Here is a 25,433-nt window from a genome sequence, read left to right as displayed (position 1 = left end):
TCAGTTGTCCGTCGACCTGACCGCATAGACCTCGTGCAGTTCGGTTCCGGCCAGGCTCGGGTCCTGCCGCGTTCGCGCGAGCAGCCCGTGCCGGCGCAACAGTTCGCAGAACTGTGCGAGACGGCCGTCCCGGTCGTGGACCTCGGCGACGACGGCGCGAATTCGTGGCCAGTCCGCTTCGGCAATACCACGCAGCACGTCCAATTCCGCCCGCTCGACATCGACCTTGAGCAATCCGATCTCGCCCGTCGGACCGTGCTCGTCCAATATCGCCGAAACAGTGGTGATCTCGACGTCCATTTGCTCACCCTCGTGCAGGCCGTCGGTGATGAGCGCGATCGCCTCGTCGTTCAGGCCGCTGTTGCGCAGATAGATCGCGGTGGCCTCGTCGTCGGCTTCGCGGTCGGCGTACAGACCCGAATTCGCCGACGCCCGCGGGTACCAGGTGAACGGCGCGAGCCCTGGCGCCGCTCCGACGGCAACCTGCAGCGGTACGCCATCAGAGACATAGGCGCCCATATTGCGCTCCAGGCAATCGAACGTCATCGGAGCCGGCTCGGCGGCGATCACCCGAACGCCAGGACAGGTGTCGGCGAACATCATCGCGCTCAGTCCGATATTCGCGCCGATATCTAGTGCGACATCCCCGGGTCGCAACCGCGCGGCGGCACGCCGATAGAACCCGTCCGTCGACATCTCGCCCCACAGCATCCGCGCCTCGGCCGGACTCGTGCAGGCTACCGTCCTGCCGTCGTCGAGCCGGAGTTGCTGGAATTGCTGGAGAGTCGTCAGCATTCGTTCATAAACCTTTCGAGGACGGGGCCAATGACGGCCAGTGCGTACGGGTGGGTCAACTCGAGATGACGTGCTTCGACGACCGTGTTGTGCAGGTCGCCGGTAATGAACGGTCGCCACGTCTGCACGACGGCGTCGTGGTCGGCGCGGTCTTTTCCTGCGGTGAAGAAGACCAGGTCTCCGTCGAAGATTTCCGGCCGGTAGTCCTGGACGATGCCGCTCGCGGTTTCGAAGCTCTCCATGACCCGATCGGCCTGGTCGGCGGTGAACATCCCGGTCGCGGTCACCTGATCGCGGATGACGGCCCACGCCTGCTCGTTGGTGTCGACTGTCACGTCGGCGCCGAGGTCGAACAGCTCGCGCCACCCGCCGAGCAGGTCTGCCATCAGTTCGCCCGGCGCTGCCTCGTCCGCGGTGGTGCTCATCGCCGCGGCCAGGGCCTCCGGTGCGCCGACGGCGCTGTCCATCATGGCCAGCGTGCCGACCTGCTCACCATCGCGCTGGAGCCGCACCGCGATGGCGTGTGCGATCGTACCGCCCAATGACCAGCCGAGCAGGTGGTACGGCCCGGTGGGTTGTACTCGGCGAATCTCCGCCACATAGCGTTCCGCCAGTTCGGCTACGGATCGCGCACGGGGTTCGCCCGCCACCACGTGGGGATCCTGCAAACCGTAGATCGGCCGATCCTTGTGCAGGTGTTCGACCAGTCCGCCGTAGAACCAGGCCAGACCGCCCGCGGGGTGCACGGCGAATACCGCGCGCCTCGGTCCGTTCGCACGCAACGGAAGCAACACTTGCAGACCGGAGCCGCCCTCCGCGCCGTCCGCTCGGCTCGCGAGCGCCATCGGCGTCGCGTCGTCGAACATCCACGGCAACGCGATCGTCACGCCGCGGGCGCGCAACTCGGTCACCACCATCGTCGCCAGCAGCGAATTGCCACCCAGGTCGAAGAATCCATCCGACGCTCCGACCCGCTGGATTCCCAGAACCTGCGCATAAACGTCGCAGATCGCTTTCTCCGTATGGGTCCGCGGCGCGGTGAACACGCTCGCCGATTCGTCGAAATCGGGCGCGGGCAGTCCTTTCCGGTCGAGCTTGCCGTTGACCGTCAACGGCAGCTCGGGCAACACCATGATCGCCGACGGCACCATGTAGCTCGTCAGGACCTGAGCGGCGGCTACCCGGACCTCGCCCGGATCGATCCGCTGTCCTTCGGCGCCCACGACGTATCCGATCAGCTGATCCACGCCGCGGTCGTGACGATGCACCGCGGCCGCGGCCTGGGCGACGTGCGGGTGGCGCAGCAGCGCCGACTCCACCTCACCCAGCTCGATCCGGAAGCCGCGCAACTGTACCTGTGCGTCGGCGCGGCCCACGTACAGCAACTCCAGTCCGTTCGCGGACTTGCGCCACCGGCCGACATCTCCCGATCTATACAACCGGGTGCCGCGCGGATCGAACGGGTTCGCCACGAAGCGTCCCGCGGTCGGCGCGGGAGCTCCGAGATAACCCCGCGAGAGTTGCCCACCGGCGACGTAGATCTCGCCGACGGCTCCGATCGGCACCGGCCGCAACCGGTCATCGAGGATGTATACCCGCAACCCCGGCAGCGCAGCCCCGATCCCTGCCGACCCGGCCTGCGTGACCTCCGAGAACGTCACATGCACGGTCGTCTCGGTGATCCCGTACATGTTCACCAAGCGCGGCGATCCTGGCGTGTGCGCGGCGAACCAACTGCTCAATCGCGACGCGTCCAGCGCTTCGCCACCGAAGACGACGTAACGCAAGGCGATAGCACCGGCAGGGCAGCCCGATTCGCGATATCTGCGCTCCGCCTCGGCGAATCCGTAGAACGCCGAAGGAGTCTGACTCAACACCGTCACGCCCTCCCGTGCCACGACCTCCACGAACGCCTCGGGCGACCTGGACGTTTCGTAGTCGACGACGACCACCTTGCCGCCGGTCAGCAACGCACCCCAGATTTCCCAGACCGCGAAATCGAAGGCGTACGAATGGAACATCGTCCACACGTCGTCGGGGCCGACATCGAACCGCTCGGCCGCGTTCGTGAACAACGTGACCGCTTCCCGATGACTGACCGTCACCCCCTTGGGGCGGCCGGTCGAGCCCGAGGTGTAGATCACGTAGGCGACGTTGCCCGCCCGCACACGCGACCCGACCGATGTGGAAACGCCCGCCGTGTCCACGCAGTCCTCGACGAACACCACCGGCGCCGCGTATCCCGGTACCGCCGAGGCGATCTCGGCCGACGTCAATACCGCCGCGGGGCCCGCGTCATCGAGGACGAACCGCAAGCGCTCCGGCGGGTACGCCACATCCAGCGGCAGATATCCCGCACCCGCTCGCAAAACGCCGAGCAGGCCGACGATCAGTTCGATCGAGCGCGGCAGCGCCACGGCCACCAGTGCTTCCGGTCCCACACCGTGCTCGACGAGCCGAGCGGCCACCGCGTCGGCGCGCCGATCCAGCTCCGCGAAGGTCATCCTCGACTGCCCATCGGTCACGGCGACCGCGTCCGGCTGTGCGGCGGCCCTGGCCGCGAACAGCTCCGCGAGCGTCGTCTCCGGGACCGCGACGCCATCGTCGCCGGACGCGTCGAGCAATTCGCGCCGCTGCACCGGACCCACGAGGTCGATATCGCCGATGGCGACCTCCGGGTTCGCGGTCACCTCCTCGAGGACCCGCACGTACGACTGCGCGAACCGGGTCATCGTCTCTGCCACGAAAAGATCGGTGGCATAGGTCAGCCTGCCCGCGATGCCGTCCGGACGACCCTGGTCGCCGAGCCGCTCGACGAGTTTCACGTTCAGGTCGGCCTGCGCCGGCTCGAACCCGTTCTCCACCGGCTCGATGGTGAGCCCCGGCAGCTCCAACGTGGCCTTGCCGAGGTTCTGGACGTCGATCGTCACCTGATACAGCGGAAGATGCGCGGTCGACCGTGGCGGATTCACCGCCTCGACCACCTGCTCGAAGGGCACATCCGCGTGTGCGAACGCGGCCAGGTCCGTTTCGCGGGTGGCGGCGAGCAATTCGGTGAACGACTGCCGCGACGACACCCGCGACCGCAGCACCAGCGTGTTGACGAACATGCCGATCAGATCGTCGAGTTCGCGTTCCCCGCGGCCGGCCACCGGGGTGCCCACCGCGACGTCGTCGACGCCGGCCAACCTGGACAGCAAAACGCTCAACGCGGCGTGCAGGACCATGAACACCGTCGCGTTCGACTGGCGTGCGATCGCGCCGACGCGCGCGTGCACCGCAGCGGGGATGTCGAAATCCACTGTGCTGCCGCGCATGGACGCCGCCGGCGGCCTTGGCATGTCGGTCGGCAACTCGAGCAGCTCGGGCAGCCCGCCGAGGGTGTCCGTCCAGAAGCGCAACTGCTGGGACATGACCGAGTCCGGATCGTGCTCGTCGCCGAGCACTTCGCGCTGCCAGAGAGCGTAGTCCGCGTACTGGACCGGAAGGACCGGCCACAACGGCTGCGTCCCTTGCCTGCTCGCCTGGTAGGCCAGCGCCACGTCCCGCGCGAGCGGCATCATGGACTGTCCGTCGGCGCAGATGTGGTGCACGGCGATGACCAGAACGTGTTCCGTGGCATCGAGTTGGAACAGCTCGATGCGCAGCGGCGGCGCCTGTGTCACGTCGAAGCTCGCCGAGACCGCGGCGACCGCCCGCCGCATGAGCTGTCCTTCGTCGATCCGGACCGCCGTGAGTGCGGGTACGACCTCGTCGGCGCAGACCGTGACCTGATGCGGTGTTCCGTCGGTCATCGGGAACTTGGTCCGCAGCGATTCGTGCCGGTCGACGACCAGTTCGCACGCGCGCTGCAACGCGTCGAGGTCCATTTCGCCTTTCAACCGGATCACCAGCGGGATGTTGTACGCGCCGATGGAAGTGTCCAGCTGATTGAGGAACCACATCCGCTGCTGTGCCAGGGACAAGGGCACCAGCGCGGGCCGAGTGCGTGGCTGCAGCCGCACCCGCGCCCGCCGCTCGGAACTCGCCAGACGCGCGGCGAGCTCGGCGACGGTCGATGCTTCGAACAGGTCCCGGACGCTGATGCGCACGCCGAGCGCCGTACCCAACTGGGCGGTGACCCGCGTCGCCGACAGTGAGTTGCCGCCGAGGTCGAAGAAGTTGTCGGCTGCTCCGACCCGTTCGACGCCCAGAACAGTGGCGAATACGTCCGCGACGCGTCGCTCGGCGTCGGTCCGCGGCGCGATCCACTCCCGGCCCTCGGAGAATTCCGGTGTGGGGAGCGCCAGGCGATCGAGCTTGCCGGTCCGGGTGAGCGGGAGTTCGCCGAGGACCATGCAGGCGTCGGGCACCATGTGCGCGGGCAACCGCAGCCGCGCCGCGCTCCTGACCTCATGCGGATCCACCTCCTCGTCACCGACGAGGTAGCCGACGAGCCGATCGATGCCGCGCTCGTCCTTCCGCAACACGACGACGGCGTGTTCCACTCCCGGATGTCCGGCGAGGACAGCTTCGATTTCACCCAGTTCGATGCGTTGACCACGGATCTTGACTTGGAAATCGCTACGGCCGAGGTATTCCACCGTGTGCTCGGGCGTCCAGCGCGCGAGGTCGCCGGTGCGGTACATGCGCGAGCCCGCTGCACCGAACGGATTCGCCACGAACGCACCCGCCGTCACCGCGGGCCGGTTCACGTACCCGCGGGCCAGTTGCACGCCTGCGAGGTACAACTCCCCCACAACGCCGACCGGCACCGGCCGCAACCACGCGTCCAACACGACGGCCTCGACGCCACCGATCGGACCACCGATCGTCACGACACCACCGGGATGCAGTGGATCACTGATCCCGGCCAGGATCGTCGCTTCGGTCGGCCCGTACCCGTTCAGCAGTTGCCTGCCCGGAGCCCATACGGCGACCGTTTCCGGCGTCACCGCCTCGCCTCCGGCGATCAGCACCTGCAACGATTCCAGTCCTTCGGGCGACATCGTCGCCAGCACGCTCGGTGTGATGAACGCGTGCGAAACCCGCTGCGCCCGAATCAATTCCGCGAACTCGGGGCCGCCGAATACATCCGGCGGCGGCAACACCAGCACAGCACCGTTCGCATGGGCGAGCAGCACCTCGTGAACCACCACGTCGAAGCCTGGAGCGGCCGCTTGCAATACTCGCGAGCCGCTGTCCACGCCGAACCGCGCACGCTGTACGGCGGCGAAATTCGCCAAGCCCGCATGGGTTACCGCGACGCCCTTCGGCGTTCCGGTCGACCCCGAGGTGTAAAGGACGTACGCGGTATCCCGGACGTGCGCAGGCCGTACCCGCTCCCCGTCGGTCACCGCGGCCGACGACCGCGCCGCGATCGACATCTCGGTGTCCGGGTCGTCGAGAACCAGTGGCCGGACCAGGTCCGGCAGCAGTTCCCGGGACGCGTCGACCGTGAGCGCGACCCGCACCTCGGAGTCCGCGACCATGTGCAGGACGCGCTCGGCCGGATTCCGCGGATCGACCGGCAGGAACGCCGCGCCCGCCTTGGTCACCGCCCACATGCCGACCACGAATTCCACCGACCTGGCCATCGCGAGCGCGACCTGATCGCCAGGGCCAACACCCCAGTCGATCAACTGTCGCGCGACACGATTCGACCAGGCGTCCAATTCGGCGTAGGACAGCGTGCGCTCGCCCGAAACCACCGCTGCCGCATCGGGGTTCACGGTCACGCCAGCGGACAGCAGCTCCGCGAGCACGCGCGGTGCCTCGGCAGGACCGCCCGAAGCGGGCACCAGATCACGCCGCTCGCCGACGGACAACAGATCGACCGCACCCAGCCGCGACCGCGGATCGGTCGTGACGGCTCTCAGCACCGTCTCCAGCCGCGCGGCCAGGCCGGACGCCGTCCGGTCATCGATGCGGGCCCGCTGGTAGCGGATCCTGACGTGCAACTCGTCGGTCTGGTGCGCCTGGACGGTGATCGGGTAATGCGCGGCGTCGCTTCCGTCCGACGAGACCACCCGCATGCCGTCGATGTCCGCGTCGCCGAGCCCGCTGCTGTCGACCGGATACGATTCGAAGACGACCAGGGTGTCGAACAGCTGGGCGGTGCCCGCGGCCGACAGGATCTGGGACAGTTCGACGTCGTGATGGTCGAGCAGGCGGGTGTTGTCGGCCTGCAACCGGTTCAGCGCGTCCTCGATGGTCCGGTCCCGGCGCACGTGCGCGGCGACCGGAATCGTGTTGATGAACAGGCCGATCATCGACTCGACGCCCGGCAGGTCGGCGGGACGCCCCGAGACGGTGCTACCGAACATCACGCGTTCGGTGCCGAGCAGGTTCCCCAGGACCACGGCCCAGGCGAACTGCACGATTGTCGCCATCGTGACCGCTCGTGCCCGAGCGAATTCCACCAACCCGGCCGTGACGGCGCGATCGAGCACGACCTCGAGGTCGATCGGGATGTCGACCGTCGTATCGGTGCGCGAATCGGCGACCAGCGTCGGTTCGGTGAAGTCGCGCAGCACGTCGCGCCACACCTCGACACCGGTGGACAACTCACGCCGATTCAGCCATTCCAGGTACGTGCGATACGACGCGGCGGCGGGCAACAGGTCGGCCCGGGCGCCGACCGCGTACAAACCGATCAGCTCACGCCACAGCAGCGGCAGCGACCAGCCGTCCAGCAGCAGGTGGTGCGCGGTCAGCACCAGCCGGAACTCTTGCGGCGCCACCGCGATGAGCAGGAACCGCAGCAGCGGCGGATCGGCGGGATCGAACGGAACCGCCCGCTCGGCCGCGATCAGCTCTTCCGGTGTCATCGTGCTGCCGGTCAGGTCGATTCTTCGCCACGGCACAGCGGTCGCGGCGGGAACGACCTGCGCGGGAACGCCGTCGGCCGTCCGGACGAAGGCGGCGCGCAGGTTGGCATGCCGCGCGAGCAGCGCTGCCGCCGACCGTTCGAGCCGGTCCTCGTCTACTACACCGGACAGACCGAGCACCGATTGCGCGGTGTAGACATCGATTTCGCCTGCGGCGAGTTCGGCGTGGAAGAGCAGCCCCGCCTGCAGCGGCGCCAGTGACCATACGTCGGTCATGGTCCCGTACCGGTCGGCGAACGCGTCCAGGTCGGACTGCGTGACGTCCACGAGCGGAACGTCGGCGCGGGAGAATCCCCAGTCGTCGTCCGTCCGGGCCGCCGCCGCGATCCCGGTGACGGCCTCGACCCATTCATCGACGAGTTCGGCCACCTCATCGTGATCGAGCAACCGCGAGGTGTATCCGACGTGCGCCGACAGCCGCGGTCCGGCCGCCGTGTCCAGGATGTTCACGTCGATCGTGACCACCGCCGCCGCGGGCATGTCCGGATCGAACGCGGCCCGTCGGTCGAACTGCTCGTCGGTCGGAATCCAGGCGACGTCGGACAATGTCGCGAGATCGACGCCGACTCGGCCCAGATTGTTGAAACTGATCTGCGGCTCCGGCGCTGCGGCGAGCCCGTCGGCCGTCTCGGCGTTGAGGTAGCGCAGCAGGCCGTAGCCGATGCCCTTGTCGGGGATGTCGCGCAGCTGGTCTTTCACGGATTTCACCGCCGCGCGCGGGTCCGCCGCCTCGATGCCGCTCAGATCCAACGCCACCGGGTAGGTGTTGGTGAACCAGCCCACCGTGCGGGACAGATCTGCTCCCTCGGCGATCTGCTCCGCGCGCCCATGGCCTTCCAGCAGAACTTTCATGCCCGCGTGGGTGATGCCGCGCCGGCTGCGCCAGCGAGTCAGCGCCACGGTCAGACCGGCCAGCAGCGCGTCGTCGACGCTGCCGCGTACCGCCGTGGGCACCGCGTCGAGCAACGCCGAGGTCACGTCCGTCGGGATGGACACCGTCAGATGGCGCACGGTGGCCTGGGTGTCGACGGCGGGATCCAATGCCGCGCGGCCGAGCAGCGGATCGTCCGCCGCAGTCATCCGCTGCCACAGCTCGAGCTCATCGACGCGGTCCGCGGCCGCGTCGGCCAACGCGTGCGCCCAGCGGCGCATCGAGGTGCCCTGCGCGGGCAGCTCGACCGCCCGTCCCTGGACGACCAGCTGCCAGGCGGCGGCGAAATCGGGGATCAGGATCCGCCAGGACACCGCGTCTACCGCCAGGTGGTGGATCACGATGAGGGCGCGGGCATCGGCGTCCACACCCGATTCCGGGAGCAGGCACACGACCTGCAGCATCCTGCCCTCGGCCGGGTCGAGGCAGCCGGAGGCCTCGGCAAGTGCCTTTTCCAGTACGGCGGTGAACCCGTCGCTGCCCGGCGTTTCGTCCGTACGGAAGGTGCGGGTCAGCACCGAACCGGCGGCGTCGACGGTGCTCGCGGGCAGTACCTCGAGCCGTTGTGCGCGCAGCCGCGAGCGCAGCAGGTCGTGCTGGTCGAGCACGGCCTGCACGGTCGAGGTCACGTCCTCGACGCGCGCGTCACCCGGCAAGCGGACCAGCATCGACTGGGCGAATCGTGGTGCCGCACCGAGCCGCTCGGTGAACCAGGAAACGACCGGCGTGAACGGTATTTCGCCCACGCCGCCCCCGGGCAGTTCCTCCAGCGAGACCCGTTCCGCGGCGTCGGCCACGCGGGCCAGAGCCCGAACGGTCTTGTGCTCGAAGATGTCCCGAGCAGTGACGATGACGCCGGCCGACTTCAGCCGGGAGGCCAACTGGATCGACAGGATGGAATCACCACCGAGTGCGAAGAACGAGGTGGTCACCCCCACCGAGGCTATGCCGAGCACGTCCGCGAACGCGGCCGCGATCGTGCGCTCCAGGTCGGTCTCCGCCGCGACGGCATCCTCTCCCGCGGGCTGGAACACCGGTTCGGGCAGCGCTTTCCGATCCACCTTGCCGGTTGAGGTGATCGGCATGCGGTCGAGCACGGTGACCGTCGACGGCACCATGTGCGCGGGCAATGCCGCGGCGACGTGATCGAGCACGGCACTCGGTTCGACGACCGTTCCCGGTTCCGGCACGATGTACGCGGCGAGCAGCGGCTGCCCGCCGGGTCCGCGGCGGCTCACGGTCACCGCGGCGGACACCCGCGAATGGGTGAGCAGCGCGGCGTCGATCTCGCCGAGCTCGATGCGCTGGCCGCGAATCTTGACCTGGAAGTCGCTGCGGCCGACGTATTCCAGTGCAGGCCGCTGGTTCCAGCGGACGATGTCGCCGGTGCGGTACATCCGGGAACCGGGCCCACCGTAGGGATTCGCCACGAACGCGGCCGCCGTCGCGCCGCGCCGGTTCAGGTATCCCCGCGCCAGCTGATCACCCGACAGGTACAACTCCCCTGCGACCCCAACCGGCACCGGACGCAACCGCGCGTCCAGAACCATGGCTTCGGCACCCCGGATCGGGCCGCCGATGGTGATCGGATCGGCAGGCCGCACCGGGTCGCTCATCGTGATCACGATCGTGGTCTCGGTCGGACCGTAGACGTTGTGCAGCTGTCGTCCCGACGCCCAGGCGGCGATCAGGTCCGCGGGCACCATCTCGCCGCCGACCGCCAGCATTCGCAGCGACTCGAGACCGGCAGGCGACATCGTCGCCAGCACACTCGGTGTCAGGAACGCGTGCGACACCTGATGCCTGCGGATCAACTCGGCCAGGTCCGGGCCGCCGAACACGTCCGGCGGCGACACGACCAGCGACGCGCAGGCGTAGTGCGCCATCAACGCTTCGAGCAGGACCGCGTCGAAGGCGGGCGAAGCTACCTGCAGCACGCGCGAGGTGGTGTCCACCCGATAACGCTCGCGCTGCTCGGCCGCGAAATTCGCCAGCCCCTCGTGGGTGACCACGACGCCCTTCGGCGTTCCCGTCGATCCGGACGTATAGATCACATACGCCGCGTCCTGAACTCGCAGCGCGCGAGCGCGATCCGCGTCCGTGACCGGATGGCCGGACCGAGTGCCGATCTCGGCGGCCGAACGCGGATCATCGAGCACCAGCCATGCGACACCGTCCGGCAGCGACGCGCGTGCGGCCGCGAGCGTGATCCCGGCCTCGACACCGGAATCGTGGACCATGTGCGCGATTCGCTCGAGCGGATACCGCAGATCCACCGGGACGAACGTCGCGCCGGTCTTCGCTATCGCCCACATCGCGACGTGGTAGTCGACCGACCGCGGCACGGCCAGCGCGATGCACACTCCCGGCCGCGCACCTCGAGCGAGCAGCTGACGGGCGAGCCGGTTGGCCCGCTGGTCGAGCGCCCCGTAGGTGAGCGTCTCGTCGTCGCCGATCAGTGCGATCGCCGAGGGGGCGGCCGCCACGGCCGACGCCAGCAGATCGGGCAGCAAGCAAGGCTGCGCGGCGTCGCCGCCCTTCGCCGGGACCAGCTGCTCGGTCTCCTCCGCGCTCAGTAGCCCGATCGCGCCGATCGGGCGGGCCGGATCGGAGGTGACCGCTTCGAGCACACGGACGAACCTCTGCGCCATCGACATCGCGGTGGATTCGACGAAAAGATCGGTGGCGTAAATGATTTCGCCGTCGATACCAGCGGGTCGAGCGTCGTCGACACGCTCGGTCAGCAACACCGTGAGGTCGGCCTTCGCCTGCGCGATGCCGGGATCGAGGAGTTCGACCCCGACGCCGGGCAGCTCGAACCGGGCCGTACGGGTGTTCTGCAACCCGAACATCACTTGGTACAGCGGCGAATACGCCGTCGAACGCGGACGGCCGAGGACGTCGACCAGCCGCTCATAGGGCAGGTCCGCGTGCGCGAGCGCTTCCAGGTCGACGTCGCGTACCTCGGTCAGCAGTTCCCGGAACGAGTGGTCGTCGTGGACCCGCGTACGCAACACCACCGTGTTGACGAACATGCCGACCAGATCGTCCAGCTCCGGCCTGCCGCGACCGGCGACGGGAGTGCCCACCGAGATGTCGTCGCTGTGCGCGGTGCGCGCCAAGAGAATCGCCAATGCCGCATGCAGTACGACGAACACGGTGACGCCCTCGCGGTGTGCCAGCCGCAGGATGTCGTCGTGCAGCCGCGCGGGCAATTCGAAGCGGATGTTGCCGCCGGCCGTCGAGATGGTGGCGGGTCGCGGCCGATCCGTCGGCAAGCCGAGCAGTTCCGGTGCGTCGCCGAGAACCTCGCTCCAGTAGTGGATCTGGCGCGCGATCAGCGACGCCGGATCGTCCTCGGCGCCCAGCATCTCCCGCTGCCACATCGCGTAGTCGGCGTATTGCACGGGCAACGATTCCCACCCCGGCGCCCCGCCGCTCACCCGCGCCCGGTAGGCGGCGAACACGTCCCGGGCGAGCGGAGCCATCGACGAGCCGTCGGCCGCGATGTGATGAACGACGAGCACCAGCACGTGATCGTCGGCCGCGGCGCGGTACAGCCGCGCCCGCACCGGCACCGACTCCGCGATATCGAAGCCTGTTCCGACGGCGGTGCCGATGCGGTCGGCCAGCTCTCTTTCGCCGCCGACCGGCTCCGGGTCGAACACCACGTCCGCGCGCATCTCCGCGGCATCCTGCACGAGCTGGCAGGGCTCGCCGCCGACCGCCGGATACACCGTCCGCAACGGCTCGTGCCGGGTCGCCACGTCGAGGAACGCCGCGCGCAGCGCCTCGATGTCCAGCGGGCCGGTCAACCGGGCGGCGAAGCAGATGTTGTATGCCGCCGAGGCCGTGTCGAACTGGTTGAGGAACCACATCCGTCGTTGCGCTGCCGCCAGCGGGATGGCCGCCGGGCGTGGCCGCGGCGTGAGCGGTACAACCGCGGAACCGGTTCGCGTCGCGATACGTTCGGCCAGTCCGGCGATCGTCGGCGCGTCGAAAATGTCGCGGATGCCGACATCGACGCCGACGGCAGCCTGGGCTCGCGCCGCGAGCTGAGCCGCGGAGAGCGAGTTGACCCCGATCTCGAAGACGTTCGCCGTCACGCTCACCCTATCAGCTCCGGTGAGCTCCGCGACCAGACGCGCGAGCACCGCTTCGCGGTCGGTGCGCGGCGAGACGAAGGCCTCGCCGATGTCGAACACCGGCTGTGGCAGCGCCGCGCGGTCGAGCTTGCCGTTCGCGCTGAGCGGCATCGCATCGAGCACCTGCACGCCGTCCGGAACCAGGTAGGGCGGCAGCGTCCGGGTGAGCTGGTCACGTATCGCGCGGCCATCGATCACCGCGCCCGGCGTCAGCGTCACGTAGCCGACGATTCGTTCCGCCGTCGCGATCGCCACCGCACGCGCGACCTGTGGAATCGCATGCAGTGCCGCTTCGATGTCACCCGGTTCGACGCGCTGGCCGCGCACCTTGACCTGGAAGTCGCTGCGGCCCAAGTACTCCAGCTCCCCGGATTCGCGCCACCGCACCAGGTCGCCGGTGCGATACAGCCGCTCGCCCGCCGCACCGAACGGGTGCGCGACAAAGGAGCCGCACGTGAGGTCGGCACGCCCGTGATAGCCGCGGGCCAACTGCACGCCTGAGACGAACAGTTCGCCGACGACACCGACCGGCACCGGTCGCAGCCGCGAGTCCAGGACATAAACCGTCATCCCGGCCACCGGTGCACCGATCGGGACCGTCGTGGTCGCCGCGTCCGGCGAGCACGGCTGAGCCGTCACGACCTCCGCCTCCGCCGGTCCGTACCAGTTCACCAGGTCCGCGTTCCCGAACACGCGCGCCGCGGCATCGACGGTCCGTTGCGCCAGCGCCTCACCCGCGACGAATACCCGCCGGACCGTTGGCAACTGCACGTCCGTGGACTCGACGAGAACATCCAGCATCGACGGAACGAAGTGCACCGTGGTGATCTGGTCCCGCTCGATGACGTCGGCCAGGTACGCCGGGTCGCGATGCCCGCCGGGCTCGGCGACGACGATGTGCGCGCCGGTCTGCAACGGCCAGAACAACTCCCACACGGCGATATCGAAGGTGATCGGAGTTTTGTGCAGCACAGCGTCGGACGCGCCGTGGGGCCACTGCGCCTGCGCCCACGCCAACTGGCTCATGGTCGCGGCATGGGTCAGCGCGACGCCCTTCGGTACGCCGGTGGAGCCGGAGGTGAACAGCACGTAGGCGATGTTGTCCGGCCGCAGCGGCGCACGCCGCTCCGCGTCCACGATCGGCCCCTCGGGCAGACCGGCGACGTCCAGCCGATCGATCGGAACGGACGCACAGGTGCCGGGCAGAGCCTCGCCATCAGTGGATGTGGTGAGCACCACCAGCGGCTGCGCCGTGCTCAGCACGTTCGCGATCCGCGCGCTCGGGTGATCCGGATCGATGGGCAGGAACGCAGCTCCCGCTTTCACCACCGCGTACAGCGCCGTGACCAGCTCGATCGACCGGCGGATGGCGACCGCCACAACGGTTTCCGGCCCCGCACCACGTGCGATCAGCCACCGGGCCAAACGATTGACCTGCGTGTCGAAGTCCCGGTAAGTTGCCGCACTTCCGCCGGGAAGGCAAAGCGCCGGACTGTCCGGGGTGCGCGCGACCTGTTCGTCGAATGCGTCGACCAGCGTCCGGCCGGGTGCGGCGGAGCCTCCGGTGTCATTCCATCGCTCCAGCACCCGCCGCCGTTCCGCATCGTCGAGCAGGTCGATCGCACCGACGGTCGACTCGGCGTCGGTCGCGGCGGCGTCCAGGATCCGGATGAATCGCTCGGCGAAGCGCCGGACGGAGTCCTCGTCGAAGAGGTCCGTGGCATAGGTCAGGCGCAACGTCATGCCGGTCGGCTCGTTGTGCGTGCCGTGGCCTTCGGTCATCATGAGCAGCAGGTCGTAGATCGCGGCACGCTCGCCGGGGTCCACGCTCTCGACGGTGAGATCCGGAAGTTCCACGCGCGCTTGCGCCATGTTCTGGTAGGCGAGCAGCACCTGGAACAACGGCGTGTGCGCGGTCGACCGTGCCGGGTTCAGCGCGTCCACCAACTGCTCGAACGGAACGGTGGCGTGGTCGAAGGCCTCGATGTCGGTGCGCCGCACCTGGTCCAGCAGACTCAGGAAGGTCTGGTCGAGGGTGATCCGGGTGCGCATCACCAACGTGTTGACGAACATTCCGACCAGGTTGTCCAGCGACCGGTCGCCACGACCCGCGTGTGGCACACCGATGGTCACGTCGTCGCTGCCGGACAGGCGCGACAGCAACACCGCCAGTGCCGTGTGCACCACCATGAAGGTGGTCGCTCCGGCTCGGCGCGCCAGCGCCTCGACCCGCCCCTGCAGTTCGCCGGGAATCGCCACATGGATCACCGCGCCGTGCTGGGTCTGCTCGATCGGCCGCGGCCGGTCGGTCGGCAGCTCGATCAGATCCGGTATCCCCGCGAGCTGGGTTCGCCAATAGGCGATGTCGCGGGCGACGTACGAATCCGGGTCGTCGGCGGAGCCGAGCACCTCGCGCTGCCAGAGGGCGTAATCGGCGAATTGCACGGCCAGCGGCGCCCAGTCCGGCGCGTGTCCGCCCGACCGCGCCCGGTAGGCCGTCACCAGATCCGCGGCCAGCGGCGCCACCGAAAAGCCGTCGCAGCTGATGTGATGCGCGGCCAGCGCGACCGTCCATGCCTCGTCCGACAGCTGGTACAGCGCTATGCGCACCGGCACGCCCCTCGCCACGTCGAAACCGGCGCTGGAGAACTCCGCCAGCAGCCGGGACAAGTCACGCTCGCCGACCGGCTGCGGCGTGAGATCGAAGGTGGCGAGGACCTCGGCCGCGTCCAGCACGACCTGGGCCGGCGTGCCGTCGACAGCCGGATACACCGTCCGCAGGCTCTCGTGCCGCTCGACGACATCAGTGATGGCCGCCGTCAGTGCCTCGAGGTCGAGCACACCTTCGAGGCGAATCGCCAGCGGCACAACGTATCCCGGCGCATCCGGATCGAACTGGTTGAGGAACCACATCCGGGTTTGCGCGTGCGACAGCGGAATACGATCCGGGCGCGGTTTCCGGACCGGCGCGGGAAGGCTCGGCACCGCACGCAATCGCGCGATGCGCTCGGCGAGGTCGGCGATGGTCGGCGCCTCGAAGATGACGCGGACCGGGATGGAGACGTCGAGAACGTCGCCGATGCGGCTCAGCGCGCGAGTCGCGATGAGTGAATTGCCGCCCAGGTCGAAGAAATTGCCGTCGGCGCCGATCTCCGGCCGGTCGAACAGCTCCCCGAAGACCGCGGCGATGGTCTGTTCGACGAGCCCTCGCGGCGCGCGGTACTCGGTCTGGTCATCGCTCGGGTCCGGTGCGGGCAGCGCTCGATAGTCGACCTTGCCGTTCGCGGTGAGCGGGATCGAGTCGATCCGGAGCACCGATGACGGCACCATGTAGGCGGGCAGCCGGTCCAGCAGGAAGGCCCGGACCTGCTTGGCGTCCAATGCCTCTCCAGCGACCATGTAGGCCACCAAGCGCTGATGGCCGCCGTCGGTGCGTACCTGCGCGACGGCCGCGCTCACCTGCTCGTGCGCGACCAGCGCTGCCTCGATGTCGCCGAGTTCGATTCGCAGGCCCCGCACCTTCACCTGGGTGTCGGCGCGGCCGACATAGCGCAGGCTGCCACCGGCGTCCCAGCGAACCAGGTCGCCGGTGCGGTACAGGCGGGAACCGCTCGCGTCGCCGAAGGGGTCCGCGACGAACGTCGCCGCTGTCAGACCGGGACGTTCGTGGTATCCGCGGGCCAACTGAACGCCGCCCAGGTACAACTCGCCGGTCACGCCGATCGGAACCGGATGCAGCCGCGAGTCCAGCACGTGGACGACCACGTTCGCCTCGGGTACACCCACCGGCACCGCGACACCGTCGACCGCGTCGATGCGGTGGGCGGTCACGCTGACCGCGGCCTCGGTCGGTCCGTACAAGTTGTCGATCCGCGCGTCGCTGAGATCCTTGAAGCGCCGGACGGTCTCGGCCGGAAGAGCCTCACCGATGCACAGCACCCGCCGCAGCTCTGGGAACTCGTGCCCAGCGGCCACCTCGAGGAAAGCCGAAAGCAAGGACGGCACGAAATCAGCAGTTGTCACGCCATGTTCGGCCATCAGCCGGGCAACGGCGCGGGGGTCGCGCTGCGCGTCGGGACCCGCGACAACCAGCGCCGCGCCACAGGTGGACGCGGAGAACAGTTCCCAGACCGACAGGTCGAAGGTGACCGGCGTCCGCAGCAGCATGATGTCGTCGCCGCCGAGCCGGTAGTGCTCCCGCATCCACCGGAGCTGATTCACGACCGCGGCATGCGGTACCGACACACCCTTCGGCACGCCTGTCGAGCCGGAGGTGTAGATGACGTACGCCAGGTCGTCCGGATGCAGCGGCCTGGTCCGATCGGCGTCCGTCACCGGCGACGCATCGGTGCACTCGGCCCTGAGCCCGTCGAGCGCCCATACCGGCACGTCATCGGGCAGATTCGCCCGGTCTGCCGGACGGGTGAGGACCGCAATCGGCCGCGCGGCGGTGAGGACCGCACGCACACGCTCGACCGGATGATCCGGATCCAGCGGCAGGTAGGCCGCGCCCGCCGCATGGATCGCATACAGGGTGACCAGCAGATCGACCGAGCGATGCATCGCGACGGCCACCACGGCGTCCGGGCCGGCACCGCGTCCGATCAACGTTCGGGCCAGCGAGTTCACCCGTGCCGCGAACTCGTGGTAGCTGAGCCGAGCGCCACCTTCGGCGTCGACTACCGCCGTGCTATCCGGTGTGGCCGCCGCCTGCACGGCGAACAAGTCCGCGATCGTCATCGGCGGCGCCTGCGTCGTGACGCCGGTCGAATAGGCGGCCAGCTCGCTGGCTTCGGCCGCGGTCAGCAGATCGATGTCGCCGACGGCGCGGGCGGGATCCTCGACGACCGCGCGCAGCAGCAGCAGGTAGCGGTCGAACATCGAGGTGATCGTCGTTTCGTCGAACAAGTCTGTCGCGTAACCGAATTCGACCGCCATCTCGCCCGGTTCACCGTCCGGCTCCAGGGTGTCGACGAGATTGAGGTGCACGTCGTATTTGGCCACACTCGGATCGACCATCCGGGTCGACACCGTCAGGCCCTCGAACTCCACGGTGGGAATCTCGATGTTCTGGAACGAGAAGCCGACCTGCGTCAACGGTGCGTGCGCCGTCGTGCGCGGCGGATTGAGCACCTCGACCAAGCGCTCGAACGGGATGTCGGCGTTCTCGAACGCGGCCAGGTCGGTCGCCCGGACCTGATCCAGGATCCGGAGGAAGGACGCGCCGGGCTCGATCTGGGTCCGCAGCACCAGTGTGTTGACGAACATGCCGACCAGGCCGTCGAGTCCGGGCTCGCCGCGACCGGCGATCGGTGTGCCGACCGCGATGTCACCGGCGCCGGAAAGCCGCGCCAGCAGCGCCGCGTACGCCGCGTGCATCACCATGAAGACGGTGGCGTCATGGCGACGGGCCAGCGCGACGACCGCACGATGGAGTTCGGCGGGCAGGGTCGTCGACACTGTCGCGCCGCGGAACGACTGCTTCGCCGGCCGTAGACGGTCGGTGGGCAGGTCGAGTACCTCGGGCAGATCGGCGAGCGCGCCGAGCCAATACTCGGTCTGGGCGACGGTCGGACTGTGTGGGTCGTCCTCGCTGCCGAGCAACTTCCGTTGCCACAACGTGTAATCCGCGTACTGCACGGGCAGCGGCGTCCACTGCGGCGCCTGGTGCCGAACGCGGGCCTTGTACGCGGTCATCAGATCCGCGGCGAGCGGTGCGAGCGACGACCCGTCGAAGCTGATGTGATGGACGACGAGCACCAGTGTGTGGTCGTCGGGTGCGCTGCGCAGCAACGCGATCCGGAACGGCACCGCGGAGGTGACGTCGAATCCGGCCGTCACCTCCGCGGCGATGCGCGCCTCGATCTCGGCCGGTGCGACCGGAACCGGCGTCAGCCGGGGCAGCGCCGTCTCCAGCGAGACGATAACCTGGTGCGGTCCGCTGTCGCTGTCCGGGTAGACGGTGCGGAGCGATTCGTGGCGTTCCAGCACATCCGCGATCGTCGCCTGCATGGCGGCCACGTCGAGATCGCCCGACATCCGGACGACCAGCGGAATGTTGTATACCGCCGAGGTCGTGTCGAATTGGTTGAGAAACCACATCCGAGCCTGCGCGGGCGAGAGCGGGATCCGGTCCGGTCGGTCCTGTGGGACGAGCGGTTCCCGTCCCGCCGCCTCGGCGGTGCGCAAGCGCTCCGCCAATGCCCCGACGGTCGGCGTCTCGAAGACAGCGCGCAGCGGCACCTCGACGCCGAACGCGGCGCTCAGTCGCGCCGCCGCGCGGGTAGCCGACAGCGAGTTACCGCCGATATCGAAGAAGTTGTCCAGAACGCCGACGCGATCGATGCCGAGAACGTCCGCGCAGATATCGGCGACAATCCGCTCGGCCGCGTTGCGCGGAGCGACGAACTCGGTGGCCGGTGCGAACTCCGGTTCCGGCAACGCCCGTCGATCGACCTTGCCCACCGATGACAACGGGAGCGTGTCGAGCACCATCACCGTGTCCGGGACCATGTGGGACGGCAACCGTTGCGCGGCGTATTTCAGCAGCTCCGCCGTATCGACAGCGTCGTCAGCCGGCACCACGTAGGCGGCCAGTCGCGATCCGCCGTCGGTGTTGACGCCCACCGCCACCGCCGTCGCCACCGTGGGATGTCCGGCCAGGACAGCCTCGATTTCGCCGAGTTCGATCCGTTGCCCGCGGATCTTCACCTGGAAGTCGGTGCGCCCCAGGTACTCCAGGGTGTGGTCGGCGGTCCAGCGCGCCAAGTCGCCGGTGCCGTACATGCGCGTACCGGCCGGACCGTAGGGATTGGCGACGAACGTGACGGCCGTGGCGGCGGGGCGGTTGAGGTAGCCACGCGACAACTGCACGCCCGAGACGTACAACTGACCGGTCACACCGACCGGGACGGGCCGCAGCCGGGCATCCAGCACCACCGCGTCGATACCGCGGATCGGGCCGCCGATCGTGACCGGGTCGCCGACACACAGCGGATCACTGATCGCGACCATGATCGTGGTTTCGGTGGGCCCGTACCCGTTGTGCAGCCGCCGTCCCGGCGCCCACACCGCCACCGTCTCGGCCGACACCGCCTCGCCGCCCGCCACCAGCACCTGCAAGGAATCCAACCCGGCGGGCGACATCGTCGCCAGCACACTCGGCGTCACGAACGCATGTGACACCTGCTGCGCGCGAATCAACGCCGCCAGCTCGGCCCCGGCGAATACCTCCGGCGGCGACACCACCAACGCCGCGCCGTTCGCGTGGGCCATCAGCAACTCGAGCATCACGGCGTCGAAGCCAGGAGCCGCCACCTGCAATACCCGCGACCGGTCATCGACCCGATATCGTTCCCGCTGCTCGATGGCGAAATTCGACAAGCCCTCATGCGTGACCGCCACACCCTTCGGCATGCCCGTCGACCCCGACGTGTACAGCACGTACGCCGTATCGAGGATGCGGCAGGGCCGCAGGCGATCCGCGTCGGTCACTGCAGCGGAGGACTGCGCCGCGACGAAAGCGTCTACCCCCGGGTCATCGAGGACCAGCTGCCGCACATGCCCGGGAAGCAGGCAGCGTGCGGCGTCGACCGTAATCGCGACTTCCACGTCGGAGTCGGCGACCATATGCGCCACCCGCTCGCTCGGGTACCGCGGGTCGACCGGCACGAACGCGGCGCCGGCTTTGGCCACCGACCACACCCCGACCACGAACTCCACCGACCGCCCCATCGCCAGCGCGACCTGGTCCCCCGGACCCACTCCCCACTCGATCAACACCCGCGCAACACGATTCGACCAATCGTCCAACTCCCCGTACGACACCACACGCTCCCCTGACACCACCGCGGGCGCACTCCGGTCCCCCACCGAGAACACCTCCGCCAACACCCGCGGAGTCTCCGCACGCCCACCCGACGCCGGGACCAACCCCAACCGCTCCATCCCCGACAACAGATCGACATCCCCCACCCGCGCCCGTGGATTCGACACGAACGTATCGAGGGCCCGATTCAATCGCGCGGCCAGCTCCTCGACCGTTTCCCGATCGAACAGATCGGTGGCGTAGTTGATCCGCAGTGCGACGTCGCCACCGCCTGCGGTGTTCTCCGCGACGGTGACGATGATGTCCACCTTCGCCGGTTCGGCCCCCGGATCGAGGAGATCGACCGTGAGTTCGGACAGTTCCAAGCTCGCACGGTCCATGTTCTCGAAGGCGAGGTACACCTGGCACAGTGGCGCGTACGCCATCGACCGCTTCGGGTGCAGTTCCTCCACGACGCGCTCGTAAGGCAGGTCGCTGTTGGCGAAAGCATCGACGTCGGTGTCTTTGACTCGCGCCAGCAACGCGATGAACTGCTCATCGGAACGCACCTCGGTGCGCAGCGGCACGGTATTGACGAACATGCCGACCAGCGGCTCGAGCGCCCGCTCGCCACGACCCGCGACCGGGGTACCGATGGTGATGTCCGCCGAACCCGACATACGGGCCAGCAGCACGGCCAACGCGGAATGGACGACCATGAAGGTCGTGACGTTGGCCGTGCGGGCCAGCCGCTCGATTCCGGCGAAGGTCTCGGCCGGGATCACGGTGTCCGCGATGTCGCCGAGCATGGATTGGCGGGCCGGGCGCGGGCGATCCGCGGGCAGCTCCAGCACCGGCGGCATGCCCGCCAGTTGCTGTGTCCAGTACCGCAACTGGCGTGCCGCGAGCGAATCCGGGTCGCCCGCGTCGCCCAGCAGGCGGCGATGCCAGATGCTGTAGTCGGCGTACTGCACGGTCAAGGGCTGCCAGTCGGGTGTCTTGCCCTCCGCCCTCGCCTCGTAGGCGATCGCGACGTCAGCCGCGAGTGGCCGCAGCGACGACCCGTCGCAGCAGATGTGGTGCAGGACGACGACGAGCACATGCCGTCGCCGGTCGGCGGTCGCCAGCAGCGCGACCCGGATCGGCGGGCGTCCACGCAAGTCGGTTCCGACCGAGGCCAGCTCGCGAATCCGGTGCGCGATGTCGTCGGGGTCGGTCGGCTGCGGGGTCAGATCGAGATCGGCGACGACCTGTTCCGCGGGCACGATGACCTGTGTCCCCGCACCGTGCACGGCGGGATAGCAGGTGCGCAGCGACTCGTGCCGATCGATCACGTCCGTCAGCGCCGCGCGCAGCGCCTCGGCGTTGAGACGTCCGGACAGCTGCACCACGAGGGGAATGTTGTAGGCCGCCGACTCCGGATCGGCCTGATTGACCAGCCACATCCGGTTCTGTGCCGGTGCCAGCGGGATGGGCTCGGGTCTCGGCGCCGCCTTCAGGACGGGCCGGTCGGAGCGGTGCCCGTCCTCGAGCTGCGCGGCGAGTTCGGCGACCGTCGGCTTGAGGAACAGGTCACGCACCGATACGTCGCACCGGGTGACCTCCGCGATGCGCACGGCGGCGCTGGTCGCGGTGATCGAATTGCCGCCGAGTTCGAAGAAGCTGTCCAGCACCCCCACCCGCTCCGTGCCGAGCACCTCGGCGAACACGTCGGCGATCGACTCCTCGACCACCGTGCGCGGTGCGACATACGCCGCGGCGGAATCGAATACCGGCTCGGGCAGCGCCCGGTAGTCCACTTTGCCGTTGACCGTCAGCGGCACCGCGTCGATCACGACGATGCTCGACGGCACCATGTACTCCGGCAGCATTGCACCGACGTGCGCGCGGAGGACGTCGGCCCCGCACGTGGCATCGTCGGCGGCCACGACGTAGCCGACGAGCCGGGCCGCCTCCGTGCCGGGGAGATGGACGACCACCACCGCGGCCGAGACAGTGTTGTGCGTGAGCAGAGCGTTGCGGATCTCGTCCAGCTCGATCCGGAAGCCGCGCAACTGCACCTGATGGTCGGCGCGGCCGCGATATTCCAACTCGCCCTGGTGATTCCACCGCGCGACGTCGCCGCTGCGATAGAGGCGTTCACCCGCCGTGCCGAACGGATTGGCGACGAAACGCCCCGCGGTCAGCGATGGACGGTTGAGATAGCCGCGAGCGAGTTGGTCTCCCGCGACATAGATCTCGCCCCAGGCGCCCAGCGGGCACGGACGCAAGCGGTCGTCGAGGACATACGTCCGCAAACCCGGCAGCGCCGGACCGACCGTGCTCGGCGCGCCCGGCACCGCGATGTCCGGGGTCAGATCGGTGTAGGTGACGAAGACAGTCGTTTCCGTGATCCCGTAGCTGTTGGCCAGCACGGGCAGGTTCGGATTGTGTTCGTACCAGTCGGCCAGCCCGGCCGGGTTCAGCGCTTCGCCCGACAGGATGACCAATCGCAGGTCGAGCTCCCCCTCCGGCGCACCGGAATGCGCGTACCGCTGGTGGGCGGCTGCGAACTGGTAGAACGCCGACGGTGTCTGGCTGAAAACAGTCACCTTCTCGCGTGCCGCCAAGCGCACGACGTCGTCGGGTGAACGCGTGGTGAGGCTGTCCACCACGACGATGCGGCCGCCGGTGACCAGCGCACCGAAGATTTCCCAGACCGAGTAGTCGAAGGCGAACGAGTGGAACAACGTCCACACGTCCTCGGACCGGATTCCGATCGCGGCACACGAGTTCACCAAGTAGGTCGCGACGGCGCGATGGGTGATCGACACGCCCTTCGGCCGACCGGTCGATCCGGACGTGTAGATCACATAGGCCAGGTGGCCGGGACGCAGCGGGCTCTTCCGATCGGCATCGGTGATCGCAGCCGCGGCATCGTCGCCGGTAGCGGAAAGGTCGTCGAACAGCACCACGCGGCCGGGATCGCCGGGCACCTGCGCACGCATGCTCCGAGTCGTGACCACGGCGATCGGACCGGCGTCGTTCAGCACGTATTCGAGCCGGTCGGCCGGGTGGGCCACATCCAGCGGAAGATACCCGGCGCCCGATTTCAGCACGCCGAGCACGGCGACGATCAGATCCGCGTCGCGTGGCATCGCGATGGCCACCAGCGATTCCGGTCCCGCCCCGAGCGCCATGAGCCTGCGGGCGAATCGGTTCGACCGCTCGTCCAGCTGGCGGTAGGTGAGGGCGGTCTCGCCGGACGTGACGGCCACGGCGGACGGCGTGGCGGCCGCCTGTCGCGCGAGCAGATCGACCAATGTCGCGGAAGGGGATTCGCCGTCGCGCCCCGCGAGTTCCTCGACGATCCGCAGTTCTTCGGCCCGGCCCACGAGCTGGATGTCGGCGACGCGCGTGTCCAGCGGCGACTCCATCAGCCGGGACAGGAAGTCGATGAACCGGTGCGTATGCGATTCGAGTTCGCCCTGTCCGTACAGGTTCGCGTTGCCGTGCAACTCGATGAGCAGGGGCGCATCGGCGCCGGAGCGGTACAGGTTCAGCTGCAAGTCGTCGAGCGCGCCGGAGGTCAATGCGCGGTAACGGCCCGCGGCCGCGCCGAGGCGAATCTCCGAGTCGAAGAACAGGATGTTGACGATCGGGCCGAACGAGTTGGCGGACGCGTCCAGCGCGTCCGAGTCGCGGCGCAGATCTTCGAACCGGTAGAGCTGGTGCCGCATTGCCGAGACCAGCTCGGACACCGACGCCCGGACCACGTCTTCCACGGTGGTCGTGGCATCGACGGCGAACCGGATCGGCACCATGTTCGCCAGCATCGCGGCGGCATTGCGCAGGCGCTTGGTCACGCGCCCGCTCACCGGCATCGACAGCACCACGTCGTCGGTGCCGGTCATCCGGGAGAGGAACGCGGCGAACGCGGCGATGACCACTTGGGCGGCAGAGGCTTCCATCTCCTCGGCGAACCGGTCGAGCATGTCGGACACCCTCGACGGGAGTTGCAGGCCGGCGACGCGATCGACTTTGGTGGACCGCGCGGTGCGGCCGGACAGGCTCACCGGGATCGGCAGGTCCGCGACCTTGTCGAGCCAGTACGCCCTATCGGTCTCGAACCGAGCGCTGGCGCGGTAGGAGCGTTCCGCCTCGATGATGTCGCTCAGGCTGGCCGCGACCAGCGGCGTCGGCGGCCTGCCCTCCAGGATGGCGTTGTAGTGCTCGGCCATCCGGGAGACGACGTTGAACGCGCCGTAACCGTCCACCACGAGATGGTGGGCGCGTCCGTACCAGAAGTAGTGGTCGTCGCCGACCTTGATCAATCGCGTCGCGGTGAGCCGGTCCCGGCTCAGGTCGACCGCCTTCGTGTTGTAGTCGCGGCGCATCCATTCCATCGCCGCCGCGACCGGATCGTCCGCGTCACTGAAGTCAAGCACAGGCTCGTCGTAGACGATGCCGCGGTCGACGAATTGATAAGGGCGACCGTCGTGCTCGACTACCCGTACCACCAAGGATTCGGTTTCATGCCCGGCGTCGTTCACCGCCTTTGCGAACGCGTCGACATCTACCGGGCCCTCGACCTCGACATAGTGCGCGATGTTGACAGCCGGTCCGCCGGGCATGTGGTCGGCGAGCCACATGCCGTACTGCGCCCTCGAGAGTGGAATCAGCCCCAGATCGCCGTCGGCGGTTCCGTCTGACTTCAAATTCATCGCGTGACCCCTTATTCATACCCGGACGCGCGCGAACGCAGCGGAAGCACGCCGGCTCACCGCATCCGAAATCTGCCTTTTATATGCACTTTGTCTACTTCGAAGCGGCGCTACCCCTGCTCTTCAACGCGCCGGTCAGATACCGCGTACAGCTCGATCCATGCGCGCCCGGAATCCCAACCG

At 68.6% G+C, this 25,433-nt stretch carries 2 protein-coding genes; both read right to left on the bottom strand.

All coding sequences use genetic code 11. The features are described 5' to 3' along the window. Positions 1 to 795, bottom strand: a complete 795-nt coding sequence (locus AB0M45_RS30915; RefSeq protein ID WP_364336452.1) for an FkbM family methyltransferase — start codon at positions 793 to 795, stop codon at positions 1 to 3. After that, on the bottom strand, positions 789 to 25,250 hold the full coding sequence (locus AB0M45_RS30910; RefSeq protein WP_364336450.1) for a non-ribosomal peptide synthase/polyketide synthase: 24,462 nt from the start codon (positions 25,248 to 25,250) through the stop codon (positions 789 to 791). The genes AB0M45_RS30915 and AB0M45_RS30910 overlap by 7 nt, the downstream gene beginning before the upstream one ends. Between the last annotated feature and the right edge of the window lie 183 nt (positions 25,251 to 25,433).

The organism is Nocardia sp. NPDC051787, assembly GCF_040681325.1.
In the GTDB taxonomy this organism is placed as follows: Bacteria; Actinomycetota; Actinomycetes; order Mycobacteriales; family Mycobacteriaceae; genus Nocardia.
Note: the sequence above shows the minus strand (reverse complement) of the source record. Positions and strands in the feature narration are given on the sequence as shown.

Coding starts and splice junctions, on each gene's coding strand:
- AB0M45_RS30915 (WP_364336452.1), bottom strand. CDS start 795: ATGCTGACGACTCTCCAGCAATTCCAGCAACTCCGGCTCGACGACGGC.
- AB0M45_RS30910 (WP_364336450.1), bottom strand. CDS start 25,250: ATGAATTTGAAGTCAGACGGAACCGCCGACGGCGATCTGGGGCTGATT.